Below are 24,947 nucleotides of genomic sequence, written 5' to 3'. Positions count from 1 at the left end.
TCGTATTCGCAAATTCTTTGTCGCTTTGACTGACTGTTTACTTGGGAACCTCTTGCTTCGTCTTTGGAACCAAAAACATAATCGCAATTAGTGCTAGTACCGCAAAAATGACGTTTGTAAGGATACCAGCAGAGGCTGCATTTTCAATATTGCCAGACATCGTCATTGTTCCGTACACTGTGGCGGATATGGCGACCCCAAAGGAACTGCCAAGAGAGCTTGCCATTTTGTATATTCCTGATGCTGAACCGACTTTATCTTCCGGCGGACTCGATACGGCCGTGTCAGTAGATGGTGTTGCATAAATCCCAAGTCCAGTACCGAACAGGATGAATCCGATAAAGACAACGATGATATAAGTTGTGTCCGGTAAAAATGTCAAAGCCATTAACCCGATGCCGATTGAAGCCATGATAGAACCTAGCATCATCGGCAATCTAGCACCAGTTCTTTGCAATATTTTTTCACCGACACGAATCATAATAAGGACGGATACTAAATAGCCAATTGATAGCATCCCCGATTGAAATGCTGTGAAGCCTCTACCAACTTGCACATATGTATTCGCTACAACGAGCGTACCAGCTACCGCATTCAATAGGAAATTGGAAATAGTGGCACCAGTATATGGCTTGTTAGTAAATAAATTAAAATCAATCATTGCATGTAATTTACCTATTTCAATTTTGATGAAGAATAGCATGCCGACTAGCGTAGCAGCGATTAAACTTAATGTGAGTGGACTTGTCCAACCAAAATCTGCACCGCGCGTGATGACAACGTTTAATGCAATCATTGTTATGACAAATACAACTAAGCCGGAAAAGTCGAAACGGGAAGCACCTTGCTGCTCGACTTTGCTTTCGGGGGTATCCTTAATCAAAATCATAGCCAAGATAGCGAAAATAATTGAAAAGACAAAGATCCATCTCCAGCCCATATAGGTAGCAATAGCACCACCTGCAAAAGAACAAACGCCGGAACCACCCCAAGAACCGATGGACCAATAGCTTAGTGCACGTTGTCTTTCAGTCCCCTCGTAATAGGTTCTCATTAATGCAATGGTTGCTGGCATAATACAAGCGGCAGATAAACCTTGGATAATACGCCCGATAATTAAGAGTGCAGCACCATTCGCAAATACAAGGCAGAGTGAGCCGATGATACTTAATACGAGACCGAAATACGTCATTTTTTTTCGACCAATTCTATCCGCAAATCCACCCGCAGCCACGACGAAAATACCCGAGAATAATGCGGTCAAACTGATTGCAATATTGAGTACGCCTAGTGAAATCCCTAAGTCTTCTTGCACTGCCGGAACAACATTGACCATGGATTGCGCGAAAAGCCAAAACGTTATGACACCGAATACAATCCCTGTAATCATCTTATTCGTCCCCTGATAGCCCGTGGTCATGATTTTCCCCCTAAAATTAGAAAGCGTCTTCCATTGATACGTTTGTTTTTTATTACTTTAGCACAATGAAGCGGAGTGGAGAAGGTTAAAATATTATTTTTTAATTCAAATATTATTCTAAATTATTTGAATTAAAATATAACCATAACAAAAATTAAAAGGATTCAGCAGAACAAATATCGAATATTTATAATTGGTAGAAAAAATAATGGAGTTGTGAAGTTGAACTATGTAAAAGAATTAAGAGAGCTTGTAGGCAGTCGGCCGCTATTATCTTGAATGTCCGAAATGAAGATTTGCTACAACATAGAGCGAATGGTGGAAGGGGGTGAACTGAATTCTGTGACAGCTGTTTACATAACGAGGGATGTACAAGGAGATGTTGAAATGGATGAAACCGAATCGATTGACGTTCAGTATTTATCAATTGAAGACCAACCAGACGGATTAATATTGACGTTTCAAAGTTATATGGATCTATATATGTCGAGGCTAGGAGCTCGAGAATGAAATTAGAATTTGAAAGTATGAATATAGAATTTGCATCGGAAATTCTAAGTTGGCAATATGATCCGCCTTATGATTTCTATAATAATGAGCATGAGAATGAGTCAATTAAGGAATTATTAGAGGATAGCTATTCCGTCATTGTGAATGATACCGGGGAATTGATCGGTTTTTATTGTACAGGTTCTTCAGCTCAAGTGCCTTCAGGTACAAAGGTTGGAGCGTATAGGGAAGATATCATTGATATTGGGCTTGGTATGGCTCCTGCATTAACAGGGAAGGGAAATGGTTTTACTTTCTTTTCATTCGTAGTAGAGGCGCTTTATAAAACTTATGGGAATGTGCCTATTCGTTTAACTGTGGCGACATTTAATCAAAGAGCTATTCAACTATATAGGAAGTTTGGATTTGTGAAGGAAATTGAATTTTCGACGACTTCTGCTGAATTTCAGACCATGAGAAAGGGTTCTCTTTAATATAAAACTAGATTGGGTGGTGTGATGATCAGCACAAGTATCAAAGTGGACGAGTGGATGTCGGAATTCAACGGACGATGGGGGATTGCAGGGGGCTGGGCGATTGATTTATTTTTGGATAAAGAAACAAGACCTCATTCTGATATAGAAGTCGCAGTGTTGAGAGAAAACCAGCGTATGTTAAAAAAGGCACTCTCCGAATGGTCATTTGAAAAAGTGGTGAAGGGTGAATTGATCTCCTGGGGAGAAGAATGGTTGGAATTACCGATTCATGAGATTCACGGTGTTCATAAACAGGCTGGAGAACGGCTGGAAGTATTGCTGAACGAAACGAGAGATGGTAAGTGGATTTTTAGAAGGGAATCGTCGATTTCATATCCAGAAAGCTCACTTTTTCTTGAATCCAATAAAAGAGTCCCATATCTACATCCGGCAGTTGTCTTGCTATACAAAGCGAAAAATGCACGTGATAAAGATCATACCGATTTTTATGCAGTGAAGGATTTGCTGAAGGTGGAAGATAAAGAGTGGTTACATAAGGCGCTTCAGGCTCACGTTCCCGGACATCTATGGATTCTTGAACTAGTGAGGAAGGGAGGACAAAATGAATAAAATTATGGTCATCGGTGTGTCGGCAGGTGCTGGGAAATCAACATTTGCACGCCGATTAGGGGAATTGACTTGCATTGAAGTGACATATTTAGATCGGTTGTACTGGAAACCAGATTGGGTAGAAGCGTCGCTTGAAGATTTTTCAGAAGCCCAGCAACAAGTCGTTCAAAATGCTCAATGGATTATTGAGGGCAATTATACGGGGACAATCAATATCCGAGAACCACATGTGGACACCGTTATCTATTTGGAGCTACCTCTCCGTGTTTGTTTGTATCGCGTGTTGAAGCGGAGGGTCCAATACCATGGAAAAGTACGGCAAGATATTGGTGAGGGATGTAAAGAGAAGATGGATAAAGCGTTCCTGAAATTCATCGTGACGACATATGGGGCGCGGAAAAAGACAATGATAGAGCGAATGCAGCGTTATGCACAGGAAGGGAAGACCGTTCATTTCTTGAAGAACCGTAAACAAATTGAGGGGTTTCTAGAGACGTACATAAAGAATTAAAGCAAATTGTTCTCTCTTTTACTGATAGAGAGAACAATTTCAATTTTATTACCAGGGTAGATTGTTGAGGGGGGGTGATCTAATGAGCTATATTATGGCTCTAAGAAAAGTGGTGGCAGCCGTCCATTAAGTATGAGGGGTGCAAATTCATTCTGTTAGATTTCAATAATAAAATGCTAGTACTAGCGAAACGATGAATTGCATATCAAATAGAGACAGTTGTCGTATTATGGACATAAGGAGTCCCTACTCTTGTCTAAAGGCTTTTTCGCACCTAATTTATTTCGACATTTTTGGGACTCCGTTTTTGACGTTCAAAAACCCTTGTGTTGTAAGAGCTCAGCGTTATGAAATTGATTTGGGTTAGAAAACGTGAACAATTTGTATACGAATTTGTTCTTTATGATAGCTTATTAAACAAACTATCCATGAGGGGATCGTTAAATGTATATAATTCTTTATCAAATTTTCCAAACTGAGAAATCGTAAGTGCTTTGACTAAAGCACGACCCTTCAACAGCGTTTCTTCAAACTCTAGTTCAGGATCAGATAAAATTGTGATTGCTCCACCTACACCTACAGTAGCTTGTTCGGGAGTCATTATAATCGTTCGGATGACAATATTTAAATCTGTAGTTCCGTTTAGGCCTAAAAATCCAATTGCTCCTGAGTAAATGCCACGAGCATTAGTCTCCAACTCGTCAATGTAATCCATGGTACGTATTTTAGGCGCACCAGTCATCGAACCTCCGGGAAATGCTGACCGTATACAATCACTGGCTGTTAGTTCTGCTCTTAACGTCCCTTTAATTGTTGAAACGAGCTGATGCACTGTTTGATAAGATTCAATTGCCATCAATTTCGGTACGTGAACACTACCAATATCACAAACCAAACCTAAGTCATTTCGAAGAAGATCAACAATCATCAAATTTTCTGCTCTATCCTTTTCACTAGTACGCAATATTTCAGCCAATCTAAGGTCGTCCTCTACATTTTTTCCGCGAGAAATCGTTCCTTTAATTGGTTTAGCTTCTACTATTCGATCTTGATCAATTTTCAGGAAACGTTCGGGAGAAGAACATAGAACACTCAATTCTCCAAACTTAAGAAACGAAGAGTATGGAGCTGGATTAATATCTCTTAGAATGCGATATGTTGCTAATGGATCGAAATGTTCATTAATATTGATTCTATTCGTTAAGCAAACCTCATAAGTTTCTCCTTCAACAATATACTTTTTACATTCTTCTATCTTTTTTACATACTGGGCGTAGGGTTGACTTAATTCAAAGCTAAGTGGTGTGCTGGTATCATTATTTTTTGCTTCCACCGGTGCTGCAGGTGGAACGTTTTGTAGTTGCTGTTCCATGGCGTCAAACCACTCAGAAGCAGATGCCGGGTCATTATATGGGACAATACTAACTAAATATATGCAGCGCTCTTTGTGGTCAAAGGCAATTAATCGGTCGGCTAAAATAAACAAGGCATCAGGATTTGAGGATACATGGTGTTCATTGGCACCGCATTCGGCTTTCAATTCATAGCCAAAATAACCTACGAATCCGCCATTAAAATCAAACGGTAATTCATTAGAATGTTGTTGCATTTTATGGATCTCAGAATCTATATAGTTGAAAATATCTTTTGTAAGCTTAGTTTGTCCTTGGGCGTCATTGATTTGAATATGCTGTGTTTTTGAGTCGTACTCAATCACTTTACTTAATGGTCCATTAGTTGTTCCCATAAAAGAAAAACGAGATAAGTCAGATTCGACACGACTACTATCAAGCCAAAAAGCATATGCTTCTTCAGCAAAAAAATGCTGAAAAACGTCTTCAGGTTCTACAAAAGTTAATAGTTTTCTACTCAAAACCTTTACAGTGGGCAAAGCAGTAGACATTTCACGAGACATGCCTTGCGGTACTATCGAAATGGCTGGAATATTTGTCAACAAGTACATCTCCTTGTAAATAATAATTTATCCATAAACAGTAGTTTTTTTATTAATTAATGAAAAATTTTCAAGTATTTGATGTCCGAATTCAGTGCAAATGGATTCAGGGTGAAACTGTACACCCCAAATTGGTTTTTCAGTATGCTGTAAGCCCATAATAATTCCATCTGCAGTCCATGCAGTTTTTTGTAAACAAGAAGGTAAATCATCCTCGACAATAAGTGAATGATAGCGAACTACTTCGAATTCTTGAGGTACTTTCTTAAATAACTCAGAATCGTTATGAAAGACTTTACTTATTCTTCCATGCATCGGTATTGGCGCTTTAACAACTTTGGCACCATAAGTATGGGCGAATCCTTGATGACCTAAGCAGACCCCTAGAATCGGAACTTCTGATAGGCGTAAAACATCTCGACAAACACCAAAATCTTTTTCCTTCGTTGGTGTTCCTGGTCCTGGAGAAATAATAACATTATCAAACGAAATGGACTGTAATTCGTCCCATGAATATTGATCATTCCTTACTACTATGGGTAGTTCTTCATTTATAGAGGCAATAAGTTGATAAAGATTGAATGTATATGAATCATAATTGTCGATTAGCAGTGTCCTCATAATTCCCTCTCCTTCCAGTATAATAAAACATCTATCTATAGATTATACATAATAATTTAGCTAAAAAAGCATGAAAATTCATGGATGAATTTTCATGCTTTTTCATTTGGAGAAGCTACTTCACGTTCAATCCATTTCTGTGACCAAATCTCGATTTCTTTCATAATTGGTGTGAGAGACATTCCTTTTGCAGTTAGCGAATACTCAATCCGTACGGGGGTTTCAGGATAAACATTACGGATGACATAGTCTTGCTGCTCAAGATCTTTTAATCGCTCTGATAGTGTTTTTCCGCTGACACCAAGTTTGTCGGTCATTGTGCAAAAGCGTTGTGGTCCTGCCATTAATTGATACAAAATAAGGGTGGTCCAGCGTTGGCTTAGGATAGATACAGCTTTCTCGAAACGAGGACAAAGTTCAAATTCGTTCATATCATTGAGGCTCCTTTCGCCGGAACGTAATGTGTTGACAACTGTTATTATAACATATAAAGTTAGTTACATAAAGTAAGTTACTTACCGTCATTATCGAGGAGGAATATAAATGAATTTTCATACGGCACCGCATACGTATACAGGGGAAGTACATCTCAACGTTTTGGACTTGACTAGAGCTGTCCAATTTTATAAAGAGGTGATTGGATTTAAAGTGCTTGAGGAAGCTGGAGATAAAGTTGTACTGACAGCGGATGGCAAGACGCCGTTGCTGATTATTGAACAACCAGAAAATGTCACGCCGAAAGAGGCGCATAAATCTGGACTGTATCATTTCGCATTATTGTTGCCGAAGAGAGCTGATTTAGGGGCAATCATTAAACATTTCATCCAACATAATGTACGAATTGGGGCTTCGGATCACCTTGTGAGCGAGGCACTCTATTTGTCTGATCCTGATGGAAATGGCATTGAAATTTATATAGATCGTGATCCTGAAGTTTGGAGTTGGGACAAAGGAAAAGTTGCAATGAGTACTGATCCACTTGACGGAGAAAGTATTATTGCAGAAAGTGCGGGGCAGACATGGGATGGTCTTCCTGTCGGGACAGTTATGGGCCATGTACATTTACATGTAGCCAACTTGCCTAAAACGGAAATATTCTACAATGCGCTAGGCTTTGAAGTCGTCACGAATTATCCTCAAGCATTGTTCATGTCTAATGGGAAGTATCATCACCATATTGGATTAAATACGTGGAATGGAGAAGGTGTGTCACGTCCTACTGCGGGCAGTGTCGGACTCCAATCATACACGCTTATTTATCCGAATGAGGATGAATTGAAAGAAGCGATAACGAAAGTGGAAGCACTAGATGCAAAAGTGGAATTGTACGGTAGCGGATTTATGACGGAAGATCCGTCTGGTATCCGTATTAATCTTCGAGTTGGGTGATTTATTACATCATTTGGTGTGAAAAGGGCTGTCCAATTTGGGCAGTTTTTTCTATGGGAGCTTTAGAGGTAATCGAAACAGATAGCATCCAAGTTGTAATATAGAAGTATGAATAGCAGTACTGGTTAAATAGAGCTTTGACTCTTTTTAACGGTCCATATATTTTTCACATGATAAAGCACGTCTGCTTATTAATCATATATGTACATAAAATACGGTTGTTTCGGAAGAAAAGAATAGATGACTTTCTATGGAGAGTATAAGTGCCCGAAGATGCAATTTCGGGCACTCTTTCAAGTTGCACAATGCGTTCCTTGCCTACTTTTAGTAAAGAGTATGCATCTAAGCTTGTGTTTCCTAATAAAAAGTGACACTTCTTTAAAATAAATAAGTATGAACCATAGAGAAAGCATCAGCTGCCAAAATTGCATCTTTGGCGGCATTTCTCCAGGTAAGAAGCCAGCTATTTTTTCGGCCCAAAAATCCTCAGCACTCTGTGTACTTATGCATTTGGAGCGCGACGGATAAAGGACAACCATACGATTACCGAAAGAAATGTGTAAGGGGTCGGAAAAGTCGCATCCTTGCACATCCAGACATCTCGGTAATCATACTAGAAGTCATTCATTCCAAAGCGCAACTATACAAGTGCGGGCCGATTAAGTCATTTACTGGTTATTTTTAGTTAATCTATAGACCTGATAGTAAAGAAAAGTTTAAACTTTCTTCGACGTTAAGCGTATAACAACGTATACTTAAAATAACAATACAAATAGTACCGAAATGAAAAGGAAGTGGGATATGTGACGAAGAAGTTATGGTTTCAAGTAGGTGTTGGAATACTACTTGCTATGCTAATTATAAAATACTTTATGGAGATTCAAGGGATTTTTTCGCCTTTAGTTATTATTGCAAAGGCAATATTCATACCCTTATTACTTGGTGGCGTTCTATACTATATTACGGAACCGATTCAACGTTTTCTGGAAAAACGTAACGTACCAAGGTGGGGAAGTATTCTTGCAGTTATGGCGATTCTCGTAGCAGTCGTTTGGATATTCGTAGCGATTATTGCTCCTCCGGTAACAAAACAAGTTAATAACTTAGTCGAAAATACGCCTACTATTGCCACGGAAATAAATGACATAACATACGCGTTATTCCAACAGAAAGATAATTTACCCCCAAAACTTGAAGAGTCGATTGATGGTGCGGTTGAATCACTACAAACCATAGCAATTAATTTTGGGAAATGGGTTGTTCAATTTTTACAATCGTTATTTCAAGCGGTATTCCTGGTAATACTAGTCCCATTTTTCTTCATTTTCATCCTGAAAGATCACGAAAAGTTTGCTCCGTTCATATACAATTTCTTTTCGGGAAAACGTCGGGAATGGATCAAAAAGACCTTACATGATATCGATACGGTACTCCGTTCTTATATCCAAGGGCAGTTGTTAATCAGTTTTCTATTAGCAATTCTGTTGTTTGCAGGTTATATGATTATTGGACTGGAGTATGCGCTATTATTAGCGATTTTTGGATTGTTCATGAACCTCATTCCTTTCATCGGCCCATGGATTTCAGCAGTTCCTGCAATCATCATTGGTTTAATACAGGATCCAAAGATTGGTATTTTTGCTGCAGTCGTAATGGTGATCGCCCAGCAAGTTGAAAGTAATCTTATTACACCAAATGTCATGGGGAAATCACTGGACATTCATCCACTTACAGTCATTACTGTTATATTGGCAGCAGGAAATATTGGAGGTTTTCTCGGTATTATCGTTGCCGTTCCGGCGTATGCAGTTGGTAAAGCCATCGTTAAGAATATTTACGCAAGGCGGAAGGAAATCAAAAGCGCTGCGACGAAGACTATTTAAAAATGACATAGAAGACTGAAAAGCGCTAGATGAAATCTAGCGTTTTTTCATACCGTTTAATTGGGAAATGTAACCTTTGTCAGATTAATCCGTCTCATTGGTTAGAGAGGGGGGATTCGATGAAGAGAAATATGGTTTTAGTTCTACTATTATCAGGTTTTCTTGTACTACTGGCGTCTTGTAGTTCAGATGAAGCGCAGAAGGATAGTCAGATGGAGAGCTCATCAACATCGCATGATACGGCAACGACGGAGCAAGAGAATAAAGTTGAAACAGAAGAGTTAGCCAATGAACAATCTGAAGTGGTCCCAACGAATAGAAAAATAATCCATAGAGCGGAATTGCAACTCAATGTGAAAAACCTTGAAAATACTCAGCTTACAATAGAGAAAAAGGTGAGTGAATATGGAGGCTATATCGTCGTATCGAATGTGTATCGTGAAAGCGAAGAAAGCATTAGTGCTCAGCTCACTGTTCGAATTCCTGAGAAACATTTTCAAAAGTTTTTAACGGATGCCGAAGGGGAAGCAGCTGAAGTTTTGAATCGCAATGTGACCGGGGAGGATGTAACTGAACAATATATCGATTTGGAGTCTAGAATGAAATCAAAACGAACAGTGGAGGAAAGGCTACTCGATTTTATGGGCAAGGCGGAAAAAACAGAGGACTTATTGAAAATATCATCAGATTTATCCGTAGTCCAAGAGGAAATTGAATTAATCGTAGGAAAGATGAAGTATTTAGAAAATCAAACGTCTTTTTCTACTATTGAAATAGCGATGTATGAAAATCGTGTTATTGTTCCAGGAGTAGACAGTAAGAATTTAGACACATGGGAAAAAACTAAAAAGCAGCTTGCTACGAGTACGAACTTTATCTTTGCGGCGGGTTCGGGATTGATTGTGCTTTTCTTCGGAAACTTGCCAGTACTTATTTTTCTGTTACTCGTTGGAATAGGAATTTATTTTATTGTTAAAAGAACAAGAAAACCTAAATAATACTTGATGATAGTTACCGAAACAAAAAGAAGCGCATTCTCAAGGGAATGCGCTTCTTTTTATGTCTCAAAATATAAATGCCGATGCAAACTACATCCGGGGTTAAATAGTGATGAACAGGTAGGACACTTCGATCCAGATGTAAAATACTCCGAAATAGTCAGTTCGTGGCCACAAGTCCCACACAAAACCGCTTTTTCATCAAACTTTTCTTTAGGCCAAATGCAAGAATTGTTGCAACCGTCTTCGTCATGGCACTTATAGCACGGATAATATGTATCGCAACAGTAAAACTTCATGGCGACCCGGTCTATTTCGGTATGATAATGTGAACAGCGCGTTTCCTCGTCAAGAACTTTCCCAAGAACTGTATGGCCTTTTATTTGCATAGTAATTCCTCTCTTTCATGTTAATCATGTATTGGATCACTTGGAAAATGGGAAAGCTATTGGAAAAAAGGATTGATGTTATGTGGGATGAATTCCCTTTAATCCATACAAATATTTGGGATGCTTTTTGGGCAATTCCTGTTATTCTTCTCGGCGTACTATTGTTGAAATACTTTTTCAAACTTCCTGAAAGATGGTTTTCAACCGCCTCAACAGTTATTGGTCTTATTTTGTCTATTTTCATCAGCCATCCAGGTAACCTGGCCGCCGGTATTTTCATGGGATTTTTCTATGGAGGCGCGGCAAGTGGGACGATTTATTCAATGAAGGTCTGGTACAAAGGCTATCGAAAAAAATGAGTACCATCTTCTATTTCAACGGGCAAAAACCACATTGAATAAGGCCAGGTACATCTTTAGAAAAACAGCATGTTGTTCGGACTTCGGTGTTCAAAAGTGCGGACGGTTCACATCCTTTTAAATAGGTGGCAAATAGAGAACGAGGTGCGATACCTTCCCAAAGCGCATCGTCTTTCAACATATTAAGATCTGCCCGTGCTTCTGCGGAGGTGCCTGGATTAGACAGGAGTACATGGTATTGCCAAAGGAGAAACCCGAAAATGTTTTCCCATAACGTCAATGGAGAAACGGATGTGACGGTACGAATTTTCCTGATAACAGCGTTGCATTCTTCCAATAGAACTCTTCTAATGACATCATACCGTTCATCATCTTCAACATATTTCCAATCTTTCTCTAAGGCAAACGTACTAACTGCCAGTTTGCCATATTCTTCTTTTGCTCCAAAATGAAGATGCTCTTTGTTCCCGTTCCACACTTCATCGTACGCCGCCAAATTATAGAATTGCATCGCGGTAAACATACCGAAACGGCGCATGAAATACGATGCTGCTACAGTTCGGTTAGGGCTTCCGCTCACTGCTTGGACAACATTTAGAACATCTTCTGTCTGTTCTCCATCGAGCAACATTTCTAAAGTGAATAATTTCTGCTTGGGTTGTTCAACGTAAATACTGTACATATTTAGTTGTCTGAGCTGGTCCATGGTTAAGTTTGTCATAAATTGATTATAACGTTCTTACTAGTCAGTCATCAAGTTGAGTGAGCGCTCAGTCTGTTGTATACTAATTGAATAGACGGACTTTTATAGGAGTGGAAAACCAACTTGGAAAAACGATTGAGCACAGAAGAGTTTATTGGTTTGATAGAAAAAGAGGCGGATATAGTTATCCCAATCGCTAATGGAGAACCTCACCGTCTGCTAGATATATTGGAAGAGAATCATTGGAAATTACATAATGTTAAAATCCATCAGATGCTTGCTCTCCGAGAGCGAGATTATATAAGGGGTACCATGAAAGGCCATCTTTCACATGTCTCTTACTTTTTAAGTGGTGCAACACGAAAGGCTTATCAAGAAGGAAAAATAGAATTAGTTCCGAATGTTTTTCATGAAGTTCCGCGCATGTTAAAAGAAATTACGAACATGTCGATGATTATGACAGTTGTGTCACCGATGGATGAACACGGTTATTTTTCATTGGGTACACAGGCAGACTATATTTCTGAGTTCATCGGTCATGTCCCGTTTGTCTTGGAAGTGAATAAAAGTATGCCGCGAACATACGGTGAAAACCAAATTCACATTAGTCAAATTGTGGGCTATATTGAAAACGATGTGCCTTTAACAGAAGTAAAGTCTCCTTTAATAGGGGAGAAAGATCTTAAAATTGCTGAATTTGTAACGAATGTTATTGAAAATGGGGATTCACTCCAAATTGGCATTGGTGCTATCCCGAATGCAGTTATGAGTATGTTGAAAGATCACCGTCATCTTGGAATCCATACTGAAATGCTAACAGATGGCATTGTAGATCTTGTAAAAGCAGGGGCAGTCGATGGAACTCGGAAGTTTACTCATAAAGGGAAAATTGTAGCGACATTCGCATTTGGATCGAAGCGGCTGTATGATTTCATCCACGAAAATCCTGCGGTTGAATTTTTGCCGGTGAGTATGGTAAATGATCCGCGTGAGATTGCAAAGGAGGAACGAATCGTATCAATTAATGCTACGACGGAAGTTGACCTTTACGGACAATGTGCGTCCGAAACAATTGGTGGTCGTTATTATTCGTCAACTGGTGGGCAAGCAGACTTCGCACGCGCAACGCGTTTTGCGAAACGTGGTAAAGGGTTCATTTGCATGTATTCGACAGCAAAAAACGACACCATTTCACGTATTAAACTGCAATTGTCAACAGGTTCTGTCGTAACGACGTCGAAAAACGATGTCGATCATATTGTTACGGAATACGGAATCGCTCGTCTATATGGCAAGTCATTATCCGAACGTGCAAAGGCACTAATTGATATTGCTCATCCAGCATTTCGTGAAGAGTTATTATTTGATGCAAAGAAAAACGACATACTTTAATAAATTTGTAACAGCGCCCTTGTGAAAGGGTGCTGTTTTTATGAGGAAACAGATTTATTGCTTCGATATACCCCGCGTGGTATATTTTTAGTGGAATTAAAGGAAAACTAGGAGGACAACTTATATGATGTGGTTTTTTATTTTACTAGTTATTGGATTTTTTGCCTGGCGCATGTTGCCGGCTAAAGGTGTTCGTTCTGTTTCGACAGAGGACTTGAAAGGATTATTGAAGAATAAATCAGTGCAGTTCATCGACGTTAGGACACCTGGTGAATATAAAGGACGGCATATCAAAGAATTTAAAAACATTCCTTTGAATACATTGAAATCACAACTGGATGGCTTAGACAAATCGAAGGAAACTGTCGTTATTTGTCAAAGTGGGATGCGAAGCGGACAAGCGGCGAAGATATTGAAGAAAGCCAGTTTTACGGATGTTTTGAACGTTACAGGCGGTATGAGTGCTTGGCGCGGGTAACTTAATTAATGGACTGCAGATTTATAGAAAAGAGATACTGTTAAGCGTTACAAATAATTTTTAATAAACATCGCATGAAGCTATAAGCCGCTATGGTTTAAGCTTCTTTTTTGAAAGGTAAGAAAGTATAGGTTTTTCACCTGGTATATTGTCTAGACTCCAGCGCTTAGCCCCTCGAGTTGCTTCAGTCCTCAAGATAAAGGCAAGGAAAGCCTTTATCCTGAGGTCCTCCAGCGCTTTTCGGGCGCATATGCTTTTCTTAAATTGCTAAAACCACGTAACTTCAGCCAGCCCTGTTAATGTCTCATGATTAGAAGTGAGTATGCCTGCATCAACTATCATTTTTCTCTGCTTTTTGAAACAACCACAGAGCCACTTGTAAGATCAAAGCATCCTTGAACTTTCTAGGATCATACCCCGTATCTTCTATAATTTTATTCAAACGATAGATCAATGTATTTCTGTGCACATATAAATCGTTCGCCGTTTTTTGGATATTCAAATCATTAACAAAGAAAGCTTCCAATGTTCTTGCTTTGTTTTCATCGAAACCATTTAATACTCGATGAGAAAAACGTTCGGCTAACCTTTCGTCAACTTGATAGATCAATGCCTTTGCTTCAATTTGAGCAAATGAAACAATATCACTATCAGGATCGCTTGTTTTCAGTGTTATGTCACAGTCTTTATACGATTGACTGAATGTATCTAGCGTACTAAAAGGTAGGCTATATGCCATTCGAGAGATAACATTCTGTTTTTTTAATAGCGTGTAAATGTCTTCTATCATTTCAACACTTTCTTTTTCTTCAATTCCGAAAATAGTTATAAATATACGGTTAACATTTACAAAGCTAACAATTCCATTTTTTAGGCCAATTATTTCTTCGATTTTTTGAACTAATGTGCGATTGGGTACGGATCTTTTTGTTATTTGAATAACAGTCGTTGTAAAAGGAGGTCTAAGATGCAAGCCAAGTAAACTGAGGCTTTGATCAATACTGGTAACAGAAGCATCACTTTTTAATAGTTGTTCAATTATTGTCTCTTTTGTTCGCTGTTTCCACTCCATCTGTAAGTCCATAAATTCCTGTCGAATCATTAGTTCTGTAGTCATTTTAACCAGTTCTCCAACACTGCCCATTTCATCGGGATCCCCTGTAATTCCAATAACACCTATAATTTGTTCTAGAAAAACAATTGGGAGATTGACTCCTGGCTGGGAACCTTCCCAATTGTTGTTTTCATCTTCATGAATAGTAAGTGTTTTTCCGCTTTTAAGAACTTCTATGGCTCCATTGTGAATAGAACCAATTCTAGATTTATCTTGTGTGGCAATAATTATCCCTTCTGTATTCATAATATTAACGTTGCGATGAAGGCGTATAGAGGTCTCTTTTACAATCTCATTTGCAATTTCTTTCGTTAGCATATGCATAGGTTTTCTCATCCTTTAGTCGAAGTAGACGAAAAACAGATAGAATTCGATCTTATTTTCATATGGTATAGCTATAGACTAGTTGAGTCAATATTTTTATAATTTAGAATAAGTAATTGAAAGCGCTTTCTGAAGGAGGATTTCATGAAAATAATTATTGCACCAGACTCATTTAAAGGAAGTTTAAGTGCCGTGGAAGCGGCAAATGCCATAAATAGGGGGATTAAAAAAGCCTTTAGCGATGCTGAAACCGTATTGCTCCCTATCGGTGATGGTGGCGAAGGGACGATGGAAACTTTAGTTGCAGCAACCGGGGGGGAAATAATAAATGTTTCCGTTATAGGACCCTTAGGAGATCAGATAGAAGCAGCATATGGAGTATTAGGAGATGGTGAAACATGTGTCATTGAAATGGCATCTGCATCCGGACTACACCTGGTACCAGAGGATAATTTTTCACCTCTAGAAGCAACAACATATGGCACTGGACAGTTGATTCGACAGGCTCTAGATGACGGTTTTTCATCCTTCATTATTGGTTTGGGAGGATCCGCAACAAACGATGGAGGAGCAGGGATGCTTCAGGTGCTAGGACTAGAAATTTTGGATGAACTAGGAAACGAAATCAATCGAGGGGGTGGCGAATTAAACAAGGTGAACAGGCTCAAACTGGATTCTTTTGATAAACGAATTAAAGATAGCAAGTTTATAATTGCTTCCGATGTTCAAAACCCGCTCATTGGACCAAATGGAGCTTCTCATGTTTTTGGCCCTCAAAAAGGAGCTACAGCTGAAGAAGTTGACATGTTGGATAGTAACCTAGCTAATTGGGCAGATGTGGTTGCTAAGGAAACGGGAATCAAACTTCACAGTAAACCAGGAGCTGGTGCAGCAGGTGGAATCGGAGGAGCCTTTCAAGCATTTTTCCCAGTTGAAATGAAACGAGGAGTAGATGTAGTTCTTGATTATATTAAACTGGAAGGCGAATTGTTAAATGCCGATCTTGTAATCACAGGAGAAGGACAAGTAGATAGCCAAACAGCATTTGGAAAAACCCCACTTGGAGTTGCTCAAATGGCGAAAAGTAAAAATGTTCCAACCGTTATTTTAGCAGGATCTATTGGGGAGGGAGTTGAAGTCCTTCATGACTTCGGTGTTGTAAGTATAACTAGCATTATAAATAGACCGATGTCTTTAAAAGAGGCTATTAATAATGCAGAGGAATTACTAGCGTTAAGTGCAGAGCAAGTTGTTCGATCTTATTTCCATCAAAGCGTAAAAGAAAAAGGGAGGTTATTAATTTGAGGATTAAAGAAACGATCGAGAAAGTACCGGGCGGCATGATGGTAGTTCCACTTTTACTAGGGGCTACATTGAATACCATTGACCAATTGCACATTCCAATAGTAATGAAGGTTTTGAAGTCATTAGGGACAGCACCAACAGCTGATGGTTTTTATGAATTCTTGAGAATAGGTGGATTTTCGCAGCAATTATTTAAAGATGGTGCATTAGTACTTATTGCTTTGTTTTTATTCTGTGTAGGAAGCCAGATGAATTTAAAAGTAGGCGGTAGGGCTTTGAAAAAAGGCGTCATACTAACCAGTACGAAGTATTTTACGGGACTAGCGGTCGGTGTAGCGTTCGGTTTCTTCTTTGATCCATGGACTGGCGTATTGGGGCTTTCCACTTTGGCGATTATTGCTGGGATGACAAATAGTAACAGCGGAATGTATGCGGCTTTAACTGGACAATATGGGAATAGATCCGATGTAGGAGGGCTATCTATTCTTGCTATTAATGACGGTCCTTTTTTAACACTGGTATCTCTAGGTCTTTTAGGAACTACTCTCCCGATGATTGCATTTATTGCTGTTTTATTACCAATTGGTATTGGAATGATTCTAGGGAATTTAGACCCGAAAATACGCGAATTATTAAAGCCAGGCGAGACGTTAACAATACCATTTTTTGCTTTTGCACTAGGAGCTGGCATGAACTTGGCGAATTTCTTAAATCCATCTGTCCTTGCAGGAGGGTTAGCTATTGCTATCCTAACATTTGTTCTTACTGGAGGAATGGCCATTATCGCATTTAAATTAGCTGGTGAAAAAAGCTTTATTGCTCCAATTGCAGAAGCTTCTACAGCGGGAAATGCCGCTGCAACACCTGCCGCAGTGTTGGCGGCAGCATCAGTAGCATTAGGTTCAGGTGCAATGAGTATGGCAGATTTTGAAATGATACAGAGTATTGTTCCGATTGCTACTGCACAAATTTCCATATCAACAATTGCCACCTCTTTGCTCTGTCCACTTGGAGTTATTTTGATCGATAGATATCAAAAGAAACGAGGGATATATGGCACTGAGGAATACCCTGGAATAAAGAAAGAGAAGAAATCGAAAAAAAGCAAAGAAGCATTAAGTAATTAATAGATTAATAAGTCAAAAAGGTGCTTCTCCCGCTATCATTTTATAGGGGAGAAGTGTTATCTTAATTATAGAATTACAAATTATCAGAAGAGTGGTGTATTCAGAATGATTACGGAAATACTCTATGGAAAAGAAGGTATTTCATTAGACTTACCGGATAATTCTTTTATCATCGAACCGAAAAACTTATCTACATTAGAGGACGAAAAAGAAGCAATTCGACAAGCATTAAGAAATCCAATTGGCTCAACACCCTTAAAAGAATCGGTAAAATCTACGGATATTGTATCCATTGTAATTAGTGATATTACTAGGCCAACTCCGAATCACATTTTAGTACCTTTATTAATCGAAGAGTTAGGTCATGTTCCTTTGGAGAATTTCGTGATTATTAATGGAACAGGAACACATCGTGATCAAACGAGGGAAGAATTTGTTGGAATGCTTGGTGAGTGGGTTGTCGATAACATTCGAATTATAAATAATAATTGCCATGACGAAGAGACACTTGTAAACCTTGGTCATAGTAAATATGGCTGTGATGTTTATCTAAATAAAGAGTATGTTGAATCAGATTTTCGCATTGTAACGGGCTTTATAGAACCCCACTTTTTCGCAGGTTTTTCTGGAGGACCAAAAGGAATAATGCCTGGAATAGCTGGAATTGAGACGATCATGACCTTTCATAATGCAAGAATGATCGGCGATCCTCTAGCTACTTGGGGCAATATGATTAATAATCCTGTTCAAGACATGACTCGTGAAATAAACGGTATGTGTAAGCCTAATTTCATGTTAAATGTTACGCTCAATCGTGAAAAAGGAATTACAGCAGTTTTTGCAGGAGAGCTTTATGAAGCACATGACTTAGGCTGCGCATTTGCTAAAGAACATACAATGTTCCGCTGTGATGATCGATTTGATGTCGTTATTGCTTCGAATTCCGGTTACCCACTTGATCAAAATCTTTATCAAGCGGTAAAAGGAATGAGTGCATCACATAAAATTGTTAAAGAGGGCGGCTCTATCATTATTGCGTCTGAATGTTCAGATGGACTTCCTGATCACGGAAACTATTCCAAGATTTTCGAGATGGCAGATACACCTCAGGGATTACTCGATATGATCAATAATCCTGATTTTAAATTATTTGACCAATGGCAAGTACAAAAACAGGCAGTAATCCAAGTTTGGGCAGATGTCTATGTATATTCCGAGCTTACAGATGAACAAGTCAAAGGAACTATGCTGAAACCAACGCATGATATTGAAAAAACAATAGAAGAGTTAAAAGAGAAATATGGAGCCGATATGACAATAGCTGTTCTCCCTTTAGGTCCTTTAACGATTCCATATGTTGAGGAAAAGGCATTCGTATAATACCGTCTAGTGTATAGATAAAATATCAATAAGAAATGGGGATGAAAATATGAATAAAATTGTTGAAAAGAACCAGCATCTTGGTGAAATTCTTTCCAATATGAATCGCGTTCTTGTAGCTTTTTCAGGTGGTGTCGATAGTACATTAGTGTTGAAAAGAGCGCAGCAAGAACTAGGAACTGAGAATGTTCTTGCAGTTGTTGTTGCATCTGAGTTATTCCGAGAAGAGGAATTTGAGGGTGCAGTTAAACTTGCTGAAAAAATGGGTGTCAACGTGCATCAGACTGAAATCAAAGAATTAGAAGATGAAGGAATTATAGCAAATACTCCTGATAGCTGGTATTACAGCAAGAAGTTGCTGTATTCTCATTTAAATCAGCTCGCTATAGAATTGGGTTATGATTATGTGCTAGATGGTATGATCATGGATGATGTAGCCGATTTCCGCCCTGGCATGAGGGCAAGAACTGAGGCAGGAGCTCGCAGTGTATTACAGGAAGCGGACTTATACAAACAAGAAGTCAGACAGCTTGCTAAAGAACTTGAACTGCCAGTATGGAATAAACCTGCATCATGTAGTCTTGCGTCGAGAATTCCCTATGGAACAAAACTAGATAAACGTAAAATTGAACAAGTCGATCAAGCAGAAAAATTCATTGCAAAACTTGGAATCGATATGGTTCGAGTACGCTACCATGAAAATGTAGCACGTATTGAGGTTGCACCAGAGGAAATTACTGAACTACTAAAGCACCGCGAAAAAATTCAACTTAAGTTAACGTCACTCGGCTTTAATTACGTATCACTGGATCTGCGCGGCTACCGTACGGGTAGCATGAACGAAGTATTGCCAGCTGATTTATTGAATGCAGAAGTTAATTGATGGTTCTTTAAAGAGATACACATAAATACATAGAAACGAGCCCGATTTCGGTATAGAACGGGTTCTTTTCTCTTTATTAATAGGAAATGTAAAAACGATGTATAACCGCTATTATTATGATGAAGAAATAGGTGATGATATGGAGAGTTTTGAGGACTTAGGGTTTTGTAAAGTAGATTTTGATCGAGAAAAACGTCAAGGTTTTCCGGAGGTCATTTATGGCGAAGGGAAAACGGTTGAGCAAATTCAAGCGATTATGAGTAAGCTAATTGAGAAACATGGAAAAGTGATGATTACAAGAGTGGATGAAGAGAAAGGGGCAACTCTTGTAAAAGCATTTCCTTTAGCTCAATATGACATAACATCTCGTATTTTATTATATGGCACTCCAACACAACAATTTGGCGGAGAGGTAATGGTGTTGTGTGCAGGCACTTCAGACCTTTTTGTTGCAGAAGAAGCAGCGATTACTGCAGCTTGGATGGGTTGCAAGGTGAGTAGATTATATGATGTTGGCGTCGCCGGGATTGATCGTTTATTGGCGTATCGAAATGACATAAACAAGGCAAGTGTGCTTATTGTAGTAGCTGGAATGGAAGGAGCTCTTCCGAGTGTCGTAGGCGGGCTGGTTCAAAGACCCGTTATAGCTGTACCAACTTCAGTTGGATACGGGGCTCATTTGCAAGGAATAACGCCATTACTTGCTATGCTAGCTTCCTGTGCTTCGGGGATGAGCGTGGTAAACATCGATAATGGATTTGGAGCAGGTTATCAGGCTGCACTTATTCTTAAACTTGTTTCAGAGGGGGTAAACTATGAAGATCCTGTTTCTTGATTGTCAATCGGGAATTTCCGGTGATATGACACTTTCAGCATTAATTGATTTAGGAGCAAACATTAATTATATAAGAGAACAGCTAAAGGGGCTCCCGATAGATTCCTTTTCATTAGATGTAAAGCAAGTCGATAAGAGAGGAATATCTGCTAAACTGTTGGATCTACGATTTATGGAATCGACTTCAGAAGAGCATGATCACCAACATACATACGAGCATAGTCACGACCATAGTCATGAACATAGTCATGAACATAGTCATGAACATAGTCATGAACATAGTCATGAACATAGTCATGAACATAGTCATGAACATAGTCATGAACATAGTCATGAACATAGTCATGAACATACTCACGACCATAGTCATGAACTAGAAGATCATACGCACGATGGTCATCACCATCATTCTCATCGAAAAGCGGCCACTATTTTAGACATGATTAAAAACAGTGAACTACCGGTTCGGGTGAAAGAAAGAAGTTTGGCTGTTTTTCAAGTGATTGCAGAAGCCGAAGGAAAAGTGCATGGAATGGATCCGAAAGATGTCCACTTCCATGAAGTGGGTGCCATGGATTCAATAATTGATGTAATCGGTGTTTGTTTGGCACTAGAAAGTTTAGATATTGGTAAAATTATTGCTTCTCCAGTACCAACGGGATACGGAAAAATAATGATAGCACATGGACTTTATCCGATTCCTGCTCCAGCAACTGCTGAAATATTGAAAGGTGTACCTTTAGCAGACTTTCATGTGAAAGGGGAGTTAACGACCCCAACTGGAGCAGGATTTGTTAAAGCTTTGTCAGATGAGTTCGGCTATATGCCTGCACTGGTAATAGAGAATATTGGTTACGGAGCAGGCAAAAAGGATTTCGAACATCCAAACGTCTTAAGAGCCGTTTTATTCAATGAAGAAAAGGCTTCGCAACGTGAAAAAATAATTGTTCTGGAGTGCCAACTAGACGATTTTACTGGTGAGGCTCTTGGCTATACTATGGAAAAGGTATTGGCGGAAGGAGCTCTAGACGTTTATTTCACGCCTGTATCAATGAAAAAAAGCAGACCTGGAACGTTAATAACAGTTTTAACAAAGCCGGAAAAATCTCTTGCTCTAGAGAAGCTTTTATTACGCGAAACCAGTACTTTCGGTGTTCGTAAATCAGAATGGTCACGTCGGATTTTAGAGCGTGAGTTTAGGTCGGTGGAAACAGCTTATGGAAAAGTAACCGTTAAAGTAGGTAAACTTGAAGGCGAAATTATGAAAATCTCTCCTGAGTATGAAGATGTAAAAAGAGTCGCTTCTCAATATGAGGTTCCAATCGTCGATGTATATCTTTCTGTTCAACAAGCAGCTAGAGAGCAAGTGGGAAATTAAAAAAATTCTTCGAAAAACTACGTAGAGTACTAGTCTATGTAGTTTTTTTATGGAGAAAAGGGTGAAAGAAACCTCTTAATAAACATGTGCCCAACACACTTTTTTAGGCTGATACATATTATTTGAATGAAGAGGTGGTGGACGTTGAAGAGAGATGATAAGGCTGTCCGATACGATCCGTTTGAAATCGAACAGCGCGAATGGAAACAAAGGCAAACGAAAGAACGGCTAAAGCAGATGTTGACGATTGCCTCGCCTTTGTTCCTGATTCTTATGTGGGAATTATTGTCGAGGACTGGAATGATTGATATTCGATTCTTCCCGCCTCCCTCCGCAATTATGGGGACATTTTTAGGAATGATTTCAAGTGGTGAAATGGCTGGTCATATCGGTGTTTCATTATACAGAATTCTCGTCGGATTTTTGCTAGGTGTCATACCAGGTGTCGTCATCGGTCTGCTGATGGGGCTCTATTCACCAATTCGGCATTTTGTTTCGCCAATTGTGATGGCGCTCATGCCGATACCTACACTTGCCTTGCTTCCAATCATTATTATTCTTTTTGGAATCGGGGATTTATCGAAAGTCATAACGATAGCCGGGAGTGTTTTTTTTCCTGTTGTTATCAATACGGCAGCCGGTGTCATTAATATCGATTCAATTTATTTGGATGTAGCAAAAAATTATGGAGCCGGAAAGTTAGATTTTTTCACAAAAATTGCTTTGCCGGGCGCAATGCCGGTTATGTTAGAAGGGATTCAGATGGGGCAGGCGATTGCGCTTCTGACAATTGTCGCAGCGGAAATGATGGGTGCTACATCAGGGATTGGCTATCTGATCTGGGTTTCGTACAAAGCGTTTTTACTTCAAGAAATGTACGTTGGGCTCATCCTCATTTCGTTTTTCGGTTATCTGTTCTCGCTGTTGCTACGAGGAATTCAGAAAAAGATGTTACCGTGGAGGTGAGTAAATGAGCAGGAAAGCAAAAATTATCATCCGTAATCTAACGAAGGCGTTTTATAAGAAAAATGGCAGTGTAACAGCACTTGACGATATTAATCTAACCATCAATGAGGGAGAATTTGTTTGTATTGTTGGGCCAAGTGGATGTGGAAAGTCGACGTTACTCCGAATCTTGGCAGGGCTTGAAAATCCCAGTATTGGTGAATTTACAATTGCAATTGCCACCGATGGAGAAGATCGTCCGATGCAATCGATGGTGTTCCAGGAAAGAGGTATAATACCGTGGCTCACTGTCGAAAAGAATGTGGCGTTCGGACTTAAAATGCGTCATATGCCGAAAAAGGTCATAAAAGAGCGTACGGCATATTATTTGAAGAAAACCGGTCTAGAAAAGTTTTCATCCCTTTATCCGAAAGAGTTATCGGGAGGTATGAAACAACGGGTGAGTATTGCACGGGCCTTTGCCAATGATCCGGAGATTTTGTTGATGGATGAGCCGTTTGCTGCACTCGATGAACAAAATAAATTCATCTTGCAGGAAGAATTGCTGTCAATTTGGTCGGAAACGGGGAAGACGATATTATTCATTACCCATAGTATCGATGAAGCGTTACTGCTAAGTGATCGTATCTTACTAATGAGTTCGCATCCGGGTAAAATTATTCAAGAAATTATTGTCAATATGCCACGCCCGCGAAAAATCGAGGACATACGAGAAAATCCTGTTATGGCTGGACAATTTGTTGAAATATGGAAACACTTGCAGGAAGAAGTGCAGCGTTCAAGACGAGAAGATGAATAGAAAGGGAGAGATTCGATGGCAAAGTGGATGAAAAGTGGATGGTTGCTATCGTTATTCGCGTTAGCGTTAATCGTTGGTGCTTGTTCTCCTAAAGAGACGGCGAAACCGGTAATTGAAGATAAAAAGCCTGAAGAAGTAGCGGTAGTTAATCCTTCAGGAGATTTGGCACCGCTTGAAAAACGTGCAAAAGTTGTCATAGCGGAAGACGGGGCGGCGTCTGGTGCGGGTTTCTATATTGCAAAAGAGAGAGGATACTTTGAAGATTATAATATAGAAGTCGAGTTTGCTCAGTTTGCAAACAGCGATGATATGCTACCGGCGTTAGCGGCTGGGGAAGTGGATATTGCGGGTGGCGTTTCGACTGCATCTTTCTTCAACGCGATTGGGCAAGGCATTGACGTTAAAATTATTGCGGATAAAGGACATAATGTGCCAGGGAAGTCGTATTTCACTCTCGTTATTGGTAATCATATGGTTGACGTAATAAAAGAGTATAAAGATTTAAAAGGGAAGAAAGTTGGCGTATCATCACACAACTCAATTGATGAATACATCTTCGATGAAGTGGTCAAACATGCAGGTTTAACAAAGGATGACGTAGAATTTGTTCTCATGAGCGATTTTGGTAGTATGCTTGGTGCAATTAGTAACGGGACAATTGATGCGGCTGTAAATATTGAACCGCTTATCGCAACTGGAGTAGAAAAAGGATTCCATGTTCGATTTGGTGACACGACTGATTTTGCACCGGAATCTCAAATTGCAATGGTGCTAGGCTCCCCGCAATTCATGGCTGAAGAGCAAGATATATCACTACGATTCATGGCCGCCTATTTGAAGGGTGTGCGTGATTACAACGATGCATTCATCAAAGGTGAAGGAAAAGACGATATAATCGAAATTATGACAAAGCATACAGCATTGAAAGACCCAGCGCTGTGGGAGAAAGTAAACGTCACAGGTCTCGATCCAGATGGCAAAATGTTCATCGATGATATTAAAAAGCAGTATGAAGCATACAAAGCAAACGGTGCTATCCGTGGTGAAATAGATTTTGATAAAGCCATTGATACATCGATAACTGAAAAAGCGGTTGAAACGATTGGAGAATATGTCCGGTAATAACATCCAAAACTATAAAAAC

General features: G+C 39.4%; 26 protein-coding genes. 19 read left to right on the top strand and 7 right to left on the bottom strand.

What is annotated here, in order from left to right:
* Positions 1-37: 37 nt before the first annotated feature.
* A complete protein-coding gene (locus FQ087_RS14935; RefSeq protein ID WP_149581371.1) occupies positions 38-1,420 on the bottom strand; it encodes an MFS transporter in 1,383 nt (460 codons plus the stop codon).
* A 342-nt stretch (positions 1,421-1,762) separates the two neighbouring features.
* Here FQ087_RS14935 and FQ087_RS22495 point away from each other — a divergent pair, with 342 nt between their 5' ends.
* The 4 genes from FQ087_RS22495 to FQ087_RS14920 are packed head-to-tail and all read left to right on the top strand — an operon-like array spanning position 1,763 to position 3,526.
* Complete coding sequence (locus tag FQ087_RS22495; RefSeq protein WP_188006771.1) at positions 1,763-1,930, top strand: NUDIX hydrolase; 168 nt, start codon at positions 1,763-1,765, stop codon at positions 1,928-1,930.
* A complete protein-coding gene (locus FQ087_RS14930; RefSeq protein WP_149581370.1) occupies positions 1,927-2,403 on the top strand; it encodes a GNAT family N-acetyltransferase in 477 nt (158 codons plus the stop codon). The genes FQ087_RS22495 and FQ087_RS14930 overlap by 4 nt, the downstream gene beginning before the upstream one ends.
* A 24-nt stretch (positions 2,404-2,427) precedes the next feature.
* Positions 2,428-3,015, top strand: a complete 588-nt coding sequence (locus FQ087_RS14925) for a nucleotidyltransferase domain-containing protein (RefSeq protein WP_255452361.1) — start codon at positions 2,428-2,430, stop codon at positions 3,013-3,015.
* A complete protein-coding gene (locus FQ087_RS14920) occupies positions 3,008-3,526 on the top strand; it encodes a P-loop NTPase family protein (protein ID WP_149581369.1) in 519 nt (172 codons plus the stop codon). Before FQ087_RS14925 ends, FQ087_RS14920 begins: the two co-directional genes overlap by 8 nt.
* A gap of 400 nt (positions 3,527-3,926) precedes the next feature.
* Here the strand turns inward: FQ087_RS14920 and pabB are convergent, their stop codons facing one another.
* The 3 genes from pabB to FQ087_RS14905 all read right to left on the bottom strand — a co-directional run bounded on the left by pabB (position 3,927) and on the right by FQ087_RS14905 (position 6,532).
* Positions 3,927-5,480: an aminodeoxychorismate synthase component I gene (gene pabB, locus FQ087_RS14915; RefSeq protein WP_149581368.1), complete on the bottom strand. Its 1,554-nt coding sequence runs from the start codon at positions 5,478-5,480 to the stop codon at positions 3,927-3,929.
* A 27-nt stretch (positions 5,481-5,507) separates the two neighbouring features.
* Entirely contained in the window at positions 5,508-6,101 is a 594-nt protein-coding gene (locus FQ087_RS14910; protein ID WP_149581367.1) for an anthranilate synthase component II, read from the bottom strand.
* A 92-nt stretch (positions 6,102-6,193) separates the two neighbouring features.
* Positions 6,194-6,532 (bottom strand): winged helix-turn-helix transcriptional regulator, encoded by a 339-nt coding sequence (locus FQ087_RS14905; protein WP_149581366.1) that lies wholly within the window; start codon positions 6,530-6,532, stop codon positions 6,194-6,196.
* 112 nt (positions 6,533-6,644) lie between these two features.
* Between FQ087_RS14905 and FQ087_RS14900 the strand changes: the two genes are divergently transcribed.
* The 3 genes from FQ087_RS14900 to FQ087_RS14890 all read left to right on the top strand — a co-directional run bounded on the left by FQ087_RS14900 (position 6,645) and on the right by FQ087_RS14890 (position 10,371).
* The gene (locus tag FQ087_RS14900) at positions 6,645-7,490 is read left to right on the top strand and encodes a VOC family protein (protein ID WP_149581365.1); all 846 of its coding nucleotides are present in this window, start codon (positions 6,645-6,647) and stop codon (positions 7,488-7,490) included.
* 803 nt (positions 7,491-8,293) lie between these two features.
* Complete coding sequence (locus FQ087_RS14895; RefSeq protein WP_149581364.1) at positions 8,294-9,373, top strand: AI-2E family transporter; 1,080 nt, start codon at positions 8,294-8,296, stop codon at positions 9,371-9,373.
* A gap of 119 nt (positions 9,374-9,492) precedes the next feature.
* Positions 9,493-10,371: a DUF4349 domain-containing protein gene (locus FQ087_RS14890; protein WP_149581363.1), complete on the top strand. Its 879-nt coding sequence runs from the start codon at positions 9,493-9,495 to the stop codon at positions 10,369-10,371.
* Positions 10,372-10,430: 59 nt separating this feature from the next.
* Here FQ087_RS14890 and FQ087_RS14885 read toward each other — a convergent pair whose 3' ends face one another.
* On the bottom strand, positions 10,431-10,760 hold the full coding sequence (locus FQ087_RS14885; protein WP_149581362.1) for a CHY zinc finger protein: 330 nt from the start codon (positions 10,758-10,760) through the stop codon (positions 10,431-10,433).
* Between the two features lie 59 nt (positions 10,761-10,819).
* Between FQ087_RS14885 and FQ087_RS14880 the strand changes: the two genes are divergently transcribed.
* Entirely contained in the window at positions 10,820-11,119 is a 300-nt protein-coding gene (locus FQ087_RS14880) for a hypothetical protein (RefSeq protein WP_255452360.1), read from the top strand.
* 10 nt (positions 11,120-11,129) lie between these two features.
* Here the strand turns inward: FQ087_RS14880 and FQ087_RS14875 are convergent, their stop codons facing one another.
* Entirely contained in the window at positions 11,130-11,840 is a 711-nt protein-coding gene (locus FQ087_RS14875; protein WP_149581361.1) for a hypothetical protein, read from the bottom strand.
* A 105-nt stretch (positions 11,841-11,945) separates the two neighbouring features.
* Between FQ087_RS14875 and FQ087_RS14870 the strand changes: the two genes are divergently transcribed.
* Together FQ087_RS14870 and FQ087_RS14865 are read left to right on the top strand one after the other, a co-directional pair.
* Positions 11,946-13,214 (top strand): acetyl-CoA hydrolase/transferase family protein, encoded by a 1,269-nt coding sequence (locus tag FQ087_RS14870; protein WP_149581360.1) that lies wholly within the window; start codon positions 11,946-11,948, stop codon positions 13,212-13,214.
* A gap of 124 nt (positions 13,215-13,338) precedes the next feature.
* On the top strand, positions 13,339-13,692 hold the full coding sequence (locus FQ087_RS14865) for a rhodanese-like domain-containing protein (protein ID WP_149581359.1): 354 nt from the start codon (positions 13,339-13,341) through the stop codon (positions 13,690-13,692).
* 331 nt (positions 13,693-14,023) lie between these two features.
* Here FQ087_RS14865 and FQ087_RS14860 read toward each other — a convergent pair whose 3' ends face one another.
* Positions 14,024-15,124, bottom strand: coding sequence for a CdaR family transcriptional regulator (locus FQ087_RS14860; RefSeq protein WP_188006770.1), 1,101 nt, complete (start codon positions 15,122-15,124; stop codon positions 14,024-14,026).
* A 150-nt stretch (positions 15,125-15,274) separates the two neighbouring features.
* Between FQ087_RS14860 and FQ087_RS14855 the strand changes: the two genes are divergently transcribed.
* The 9 genes from FQ087_RS14855 to FQ087_RS14815 all read left to right on the top strand — a co-directional run bounded on the left by FQ087_RS14855 (position 15,275) and on the right by FQ087_RS14815 (position 24,925).
* On the top strand, positions 15,275-16,435 hold the full coding sequence (locus FQ087_RS14855; RefSeq protein WP_149581357.1) for a glycerate kinase: 1,161 nt from the start codon (positions 15,275-15,277) through the stop codon (positions 16,433-16,435).
* Entirely contained in the window at positions 16,432-17,562 is a 1,131-nt protein-coding gene (locus FQ087_RS14850) for a 2-keto-3-deoxygluconate permease (RefSeq protein ID WP_149581356.1), read from the top strand. The genes FQ087_RS14855 and FQ087_RS14850 overlap by 4 nt, the downstream gene beginning before the upstream one ends.
* A gap of 105 nt (positions 17,563-17,667) precedes the next feature.
* Positions 17,668-18,942 carry a nickel-dependent lactate racemase gene (larA, locus tag FQ087_RS14845; RefSeq protein WP_149581355.1) on the top strand — a complete coding sequence of 425 codons (1,275 nt, stop codon included), beginning with the start codon at positions 17,668-17,670 and terminating at the stop codon, positions 18,940-18,942.
* A 49-nt stretch (positions 18,943-18,991) separates the two neighbouring features.
* Positions 18,992-19,825 carry an ATP-dependent sacrificial sulfur transferase LarE gene (gene larE / locus FQ087_RS14840; RefSeq protein ID WP_149581354.1) on the top strand — a complete coding sequence of 278 codons (834 nt, stop codon included), beginning with the start codon at positions 18,992-18,994 and terminating at the stop codon, positions 19,823-19,825.
* Positions 19,826-19,922: 97 nt separating this feature from the next.
* The gene (larB, locus tag FQ087_RS14835) at positions 19,923-20,660 is read left to right on the top strand and encodes a nickel pincer cofactor biosynthesis protein LarB (RefSeq protein WP_255452359.1); all 738 of its coding nucleotides are present in this window, start codon (positions 19,923-19,925) and stop codon (positions 20,658-20,660) included.
* The gene (larC, locus tag FQ087_RS14830) at positions 20,641-22,038 is read left to right on the top strand and encodes a nickel pincer cofactor biosynthesis protein LarC (RefSeq protein WP_149581353.1); all 1,398 of its coding nucleotides are present in this window, start codon (positions 20,641-20,643) and stop codon (positions 22,036-22,038) included. The genes larB and larC overlap by 20 nt, the downstream gene beginning before the upstream one ends.
* 237 nt (positions 22,039-22,275) lie before the next feature.
* Positions 22,276-23,004: an ABC transporter permease gene (locus FQ087_RS14825; RefSeq protein WP_370456084.1), complete on the top strand. Its 729-nt coding sequence runs from the start codon at positions 22,276-22,278 to the stop codon at positions 23,002-23,004.
* A gap of 4 nt (positions 23,005-23,008) precedes the next feature.
* The gene (locus tag FQ087_RS14820) at positions 23,009-23,803 is read left to right on the top strand and encodes an ABC transporter ATP-binding protein (RefSeq protein WP_149581351.1); all 795 of its coding nucleotides are present in this window, start codon (positions 23,009-23,011) and stop codon (positions 23,801-23,803) included.
* 27 nt (positions 23,804-23,830) lie between these two features.
* Positions 23,831-24,925 carry an ABC transporter substrate-binding protein gene (locus FQ087_RS14815; RefSeq protein ID WP_149581496.1) on the top strand — a complete coding sequence of 365 codons (1,095 nt, stop codon included), beginning with the start codon at positions 23,831-23,833 and terminating at the stop codon, positions 24,923-24,925.
* Positions 24,926-24,947: the final 22 nt, after the last annotated feature.

The organism is Sporosarcina sp. ANT_H38 (genome assembly GCF_008369195.1).
Classification (GTDB): Bacteria; Bacillota; Bacilli; order Bacillales_A; family Planococcaceae; genus Sporosarcina.
This window is presented reverse-complemented; position numbering and strand designations above follow the sequence as displayed.

What these genes read in the sequence shown, in the direction of transcription:
- FQ087_RS14935 (WP_149581371.1), bottom strand. Translation starts at nt 1,420, where the DNA reads ATGACCACGGGCTATCAGGGGACGAATAAGATGATTACAGGGATTGTA.
- FQ087_RS14930 (WP_149581370.1), top strand. Translation starts at nt 1,927, where the DNA reads ATGAAATTAGAATTTGAAAGTATGAATATAGAATTTGCATCGGAAATT.
- FQ087_RS14925 (WP_255452361.1), top strand. Translation starts at nt 2,428, where the DNA reads ATGATCAGCACAAGTATCAAAGTGGACGAGTGGATGTCGGAATTCAAC.
- FQ087_RS14920 (WP_149581369.1), top strand. Translation starts at nt 3,008, where the DNA reads ATGAATAAAATTATGGTCATCGGTGTGTCGGCAGGTGCTGGGAAATCA.
- FQ087_RS14910 (WP_149581367.1), bottom strand. Translation starts at nt 6,101, where the DNA reads ATGAGGACACTGCTAATCGACAATTATGATTCATATACATTCAATCTT.
- FQ087_RS14905 (WP_149581366.1), bottom strand. Translation starts at nt 6,532, where the DNA reads ATGAACGAATTTGAACTTTGTCCTCGTTTCGAGAAAGCTGTATCTATC.
- FQ087_RS14900 (WP_149581365.1), top strand. Translation starts at nt 6,645, where the DNA reads ATGAATTTTCATACGGCACCGCATACGTATACAGGGGAAGTACATCTC.
- FQ087_RS14890 (WP_149581363.1), top strand. Translation starts at nt 9,493, where the DNA reads ATGAAGAGAAATATGGTTTTAGTTCTACTATTATCAGGTTTTCTTGTA.
- FQ087_RS14885 (WP_149581362.1), bottom strand. Translation starts at nt 10,760, where the DNA reads ATGCAAATAAAAGGCCATACAGTTCTTGGGAAAGTTCTTGACGAGGAA.
- FQ087_RS14875 (WP_149581361.1), bottom strand. Translation starts at nt 11,840, where the DNA reads ATGACAAACTTAACCATGGACCAGCTCAGACAACTAAATATGTACAGT.
- FQ087_RS14865 (WP_149581359.1), top strand. Translation starts at nt 13,339, where the DNA reads ATGATGTGGTTTTTTATTTTACTAGTTATTGGATTTTTTGCCTGGCGC.
- FQ087_RS14860 (WP_188006770.1), bottom strand. Translation starts at nt 15,124, where the DNA reads ATGCTAACGAAAGAAATTGCAAATGAGATTGTAAAAGAGACCTCTATA.
- FQ087_RS14855 (WP_149581357.1), top strand. Translation starts at nt 15,275, where the DNA reads ATGAAAATAATTATTGCACCAGACTCATTTAAAGGAAGTTTAAGTGCC.
- larA (WP_149581355.1), top strand. Translation starts at nt 17,668, where the DNA reads ATGATTACGGAAATACTCTATGGAAAAGAAGGTATTTCATTAGACTTA.
- larE (WP_149581354.1), top strand. Translation starts at nt 18,992, where the DNA reads ATGAATAAAATTGTTGAAAAGAACCAGCATCTTGGTGAAATTCTTTCC.
- larB (WP_255452359.1), top strand. Translation starts at nt 19,923, where the DNA reads ATGTATAACCGCTATTATTATGATGAAGAAATAGGTGATGATATGGAG.
- larC (WP_149581353.1), top strand. Translation starts at nt 20,641, where the DNA reads ATGAAGATCCTGTTTCTTGATTGTCAATCGGGAATTTCCGGTGATATG.
- FQ087_RS14825 (WP_370456084.1), top strand. Translation starts at nt 22,276, where the DNA reads ATGTTGACGATTGCCTCGCCTTTGTTCCTGATTCTTATGTGGGAATTA.
- FQ087_RS14820 (WP_149581351.1), top strand. Translation starts at nt 23,009, where the DNA reads ATGAGCAGGAAAGCAAAAATTATCATCCGTAATCTAACGAAGGCGTTT.
- FQ087_RS14815 (WP_149581496.1), top strand. Translation starts at nt 23,831, where the DNA reads ATGAAAAGTGGATGGTTGCTATCGTTATTCGCGTTAGCGTTAATCGTT.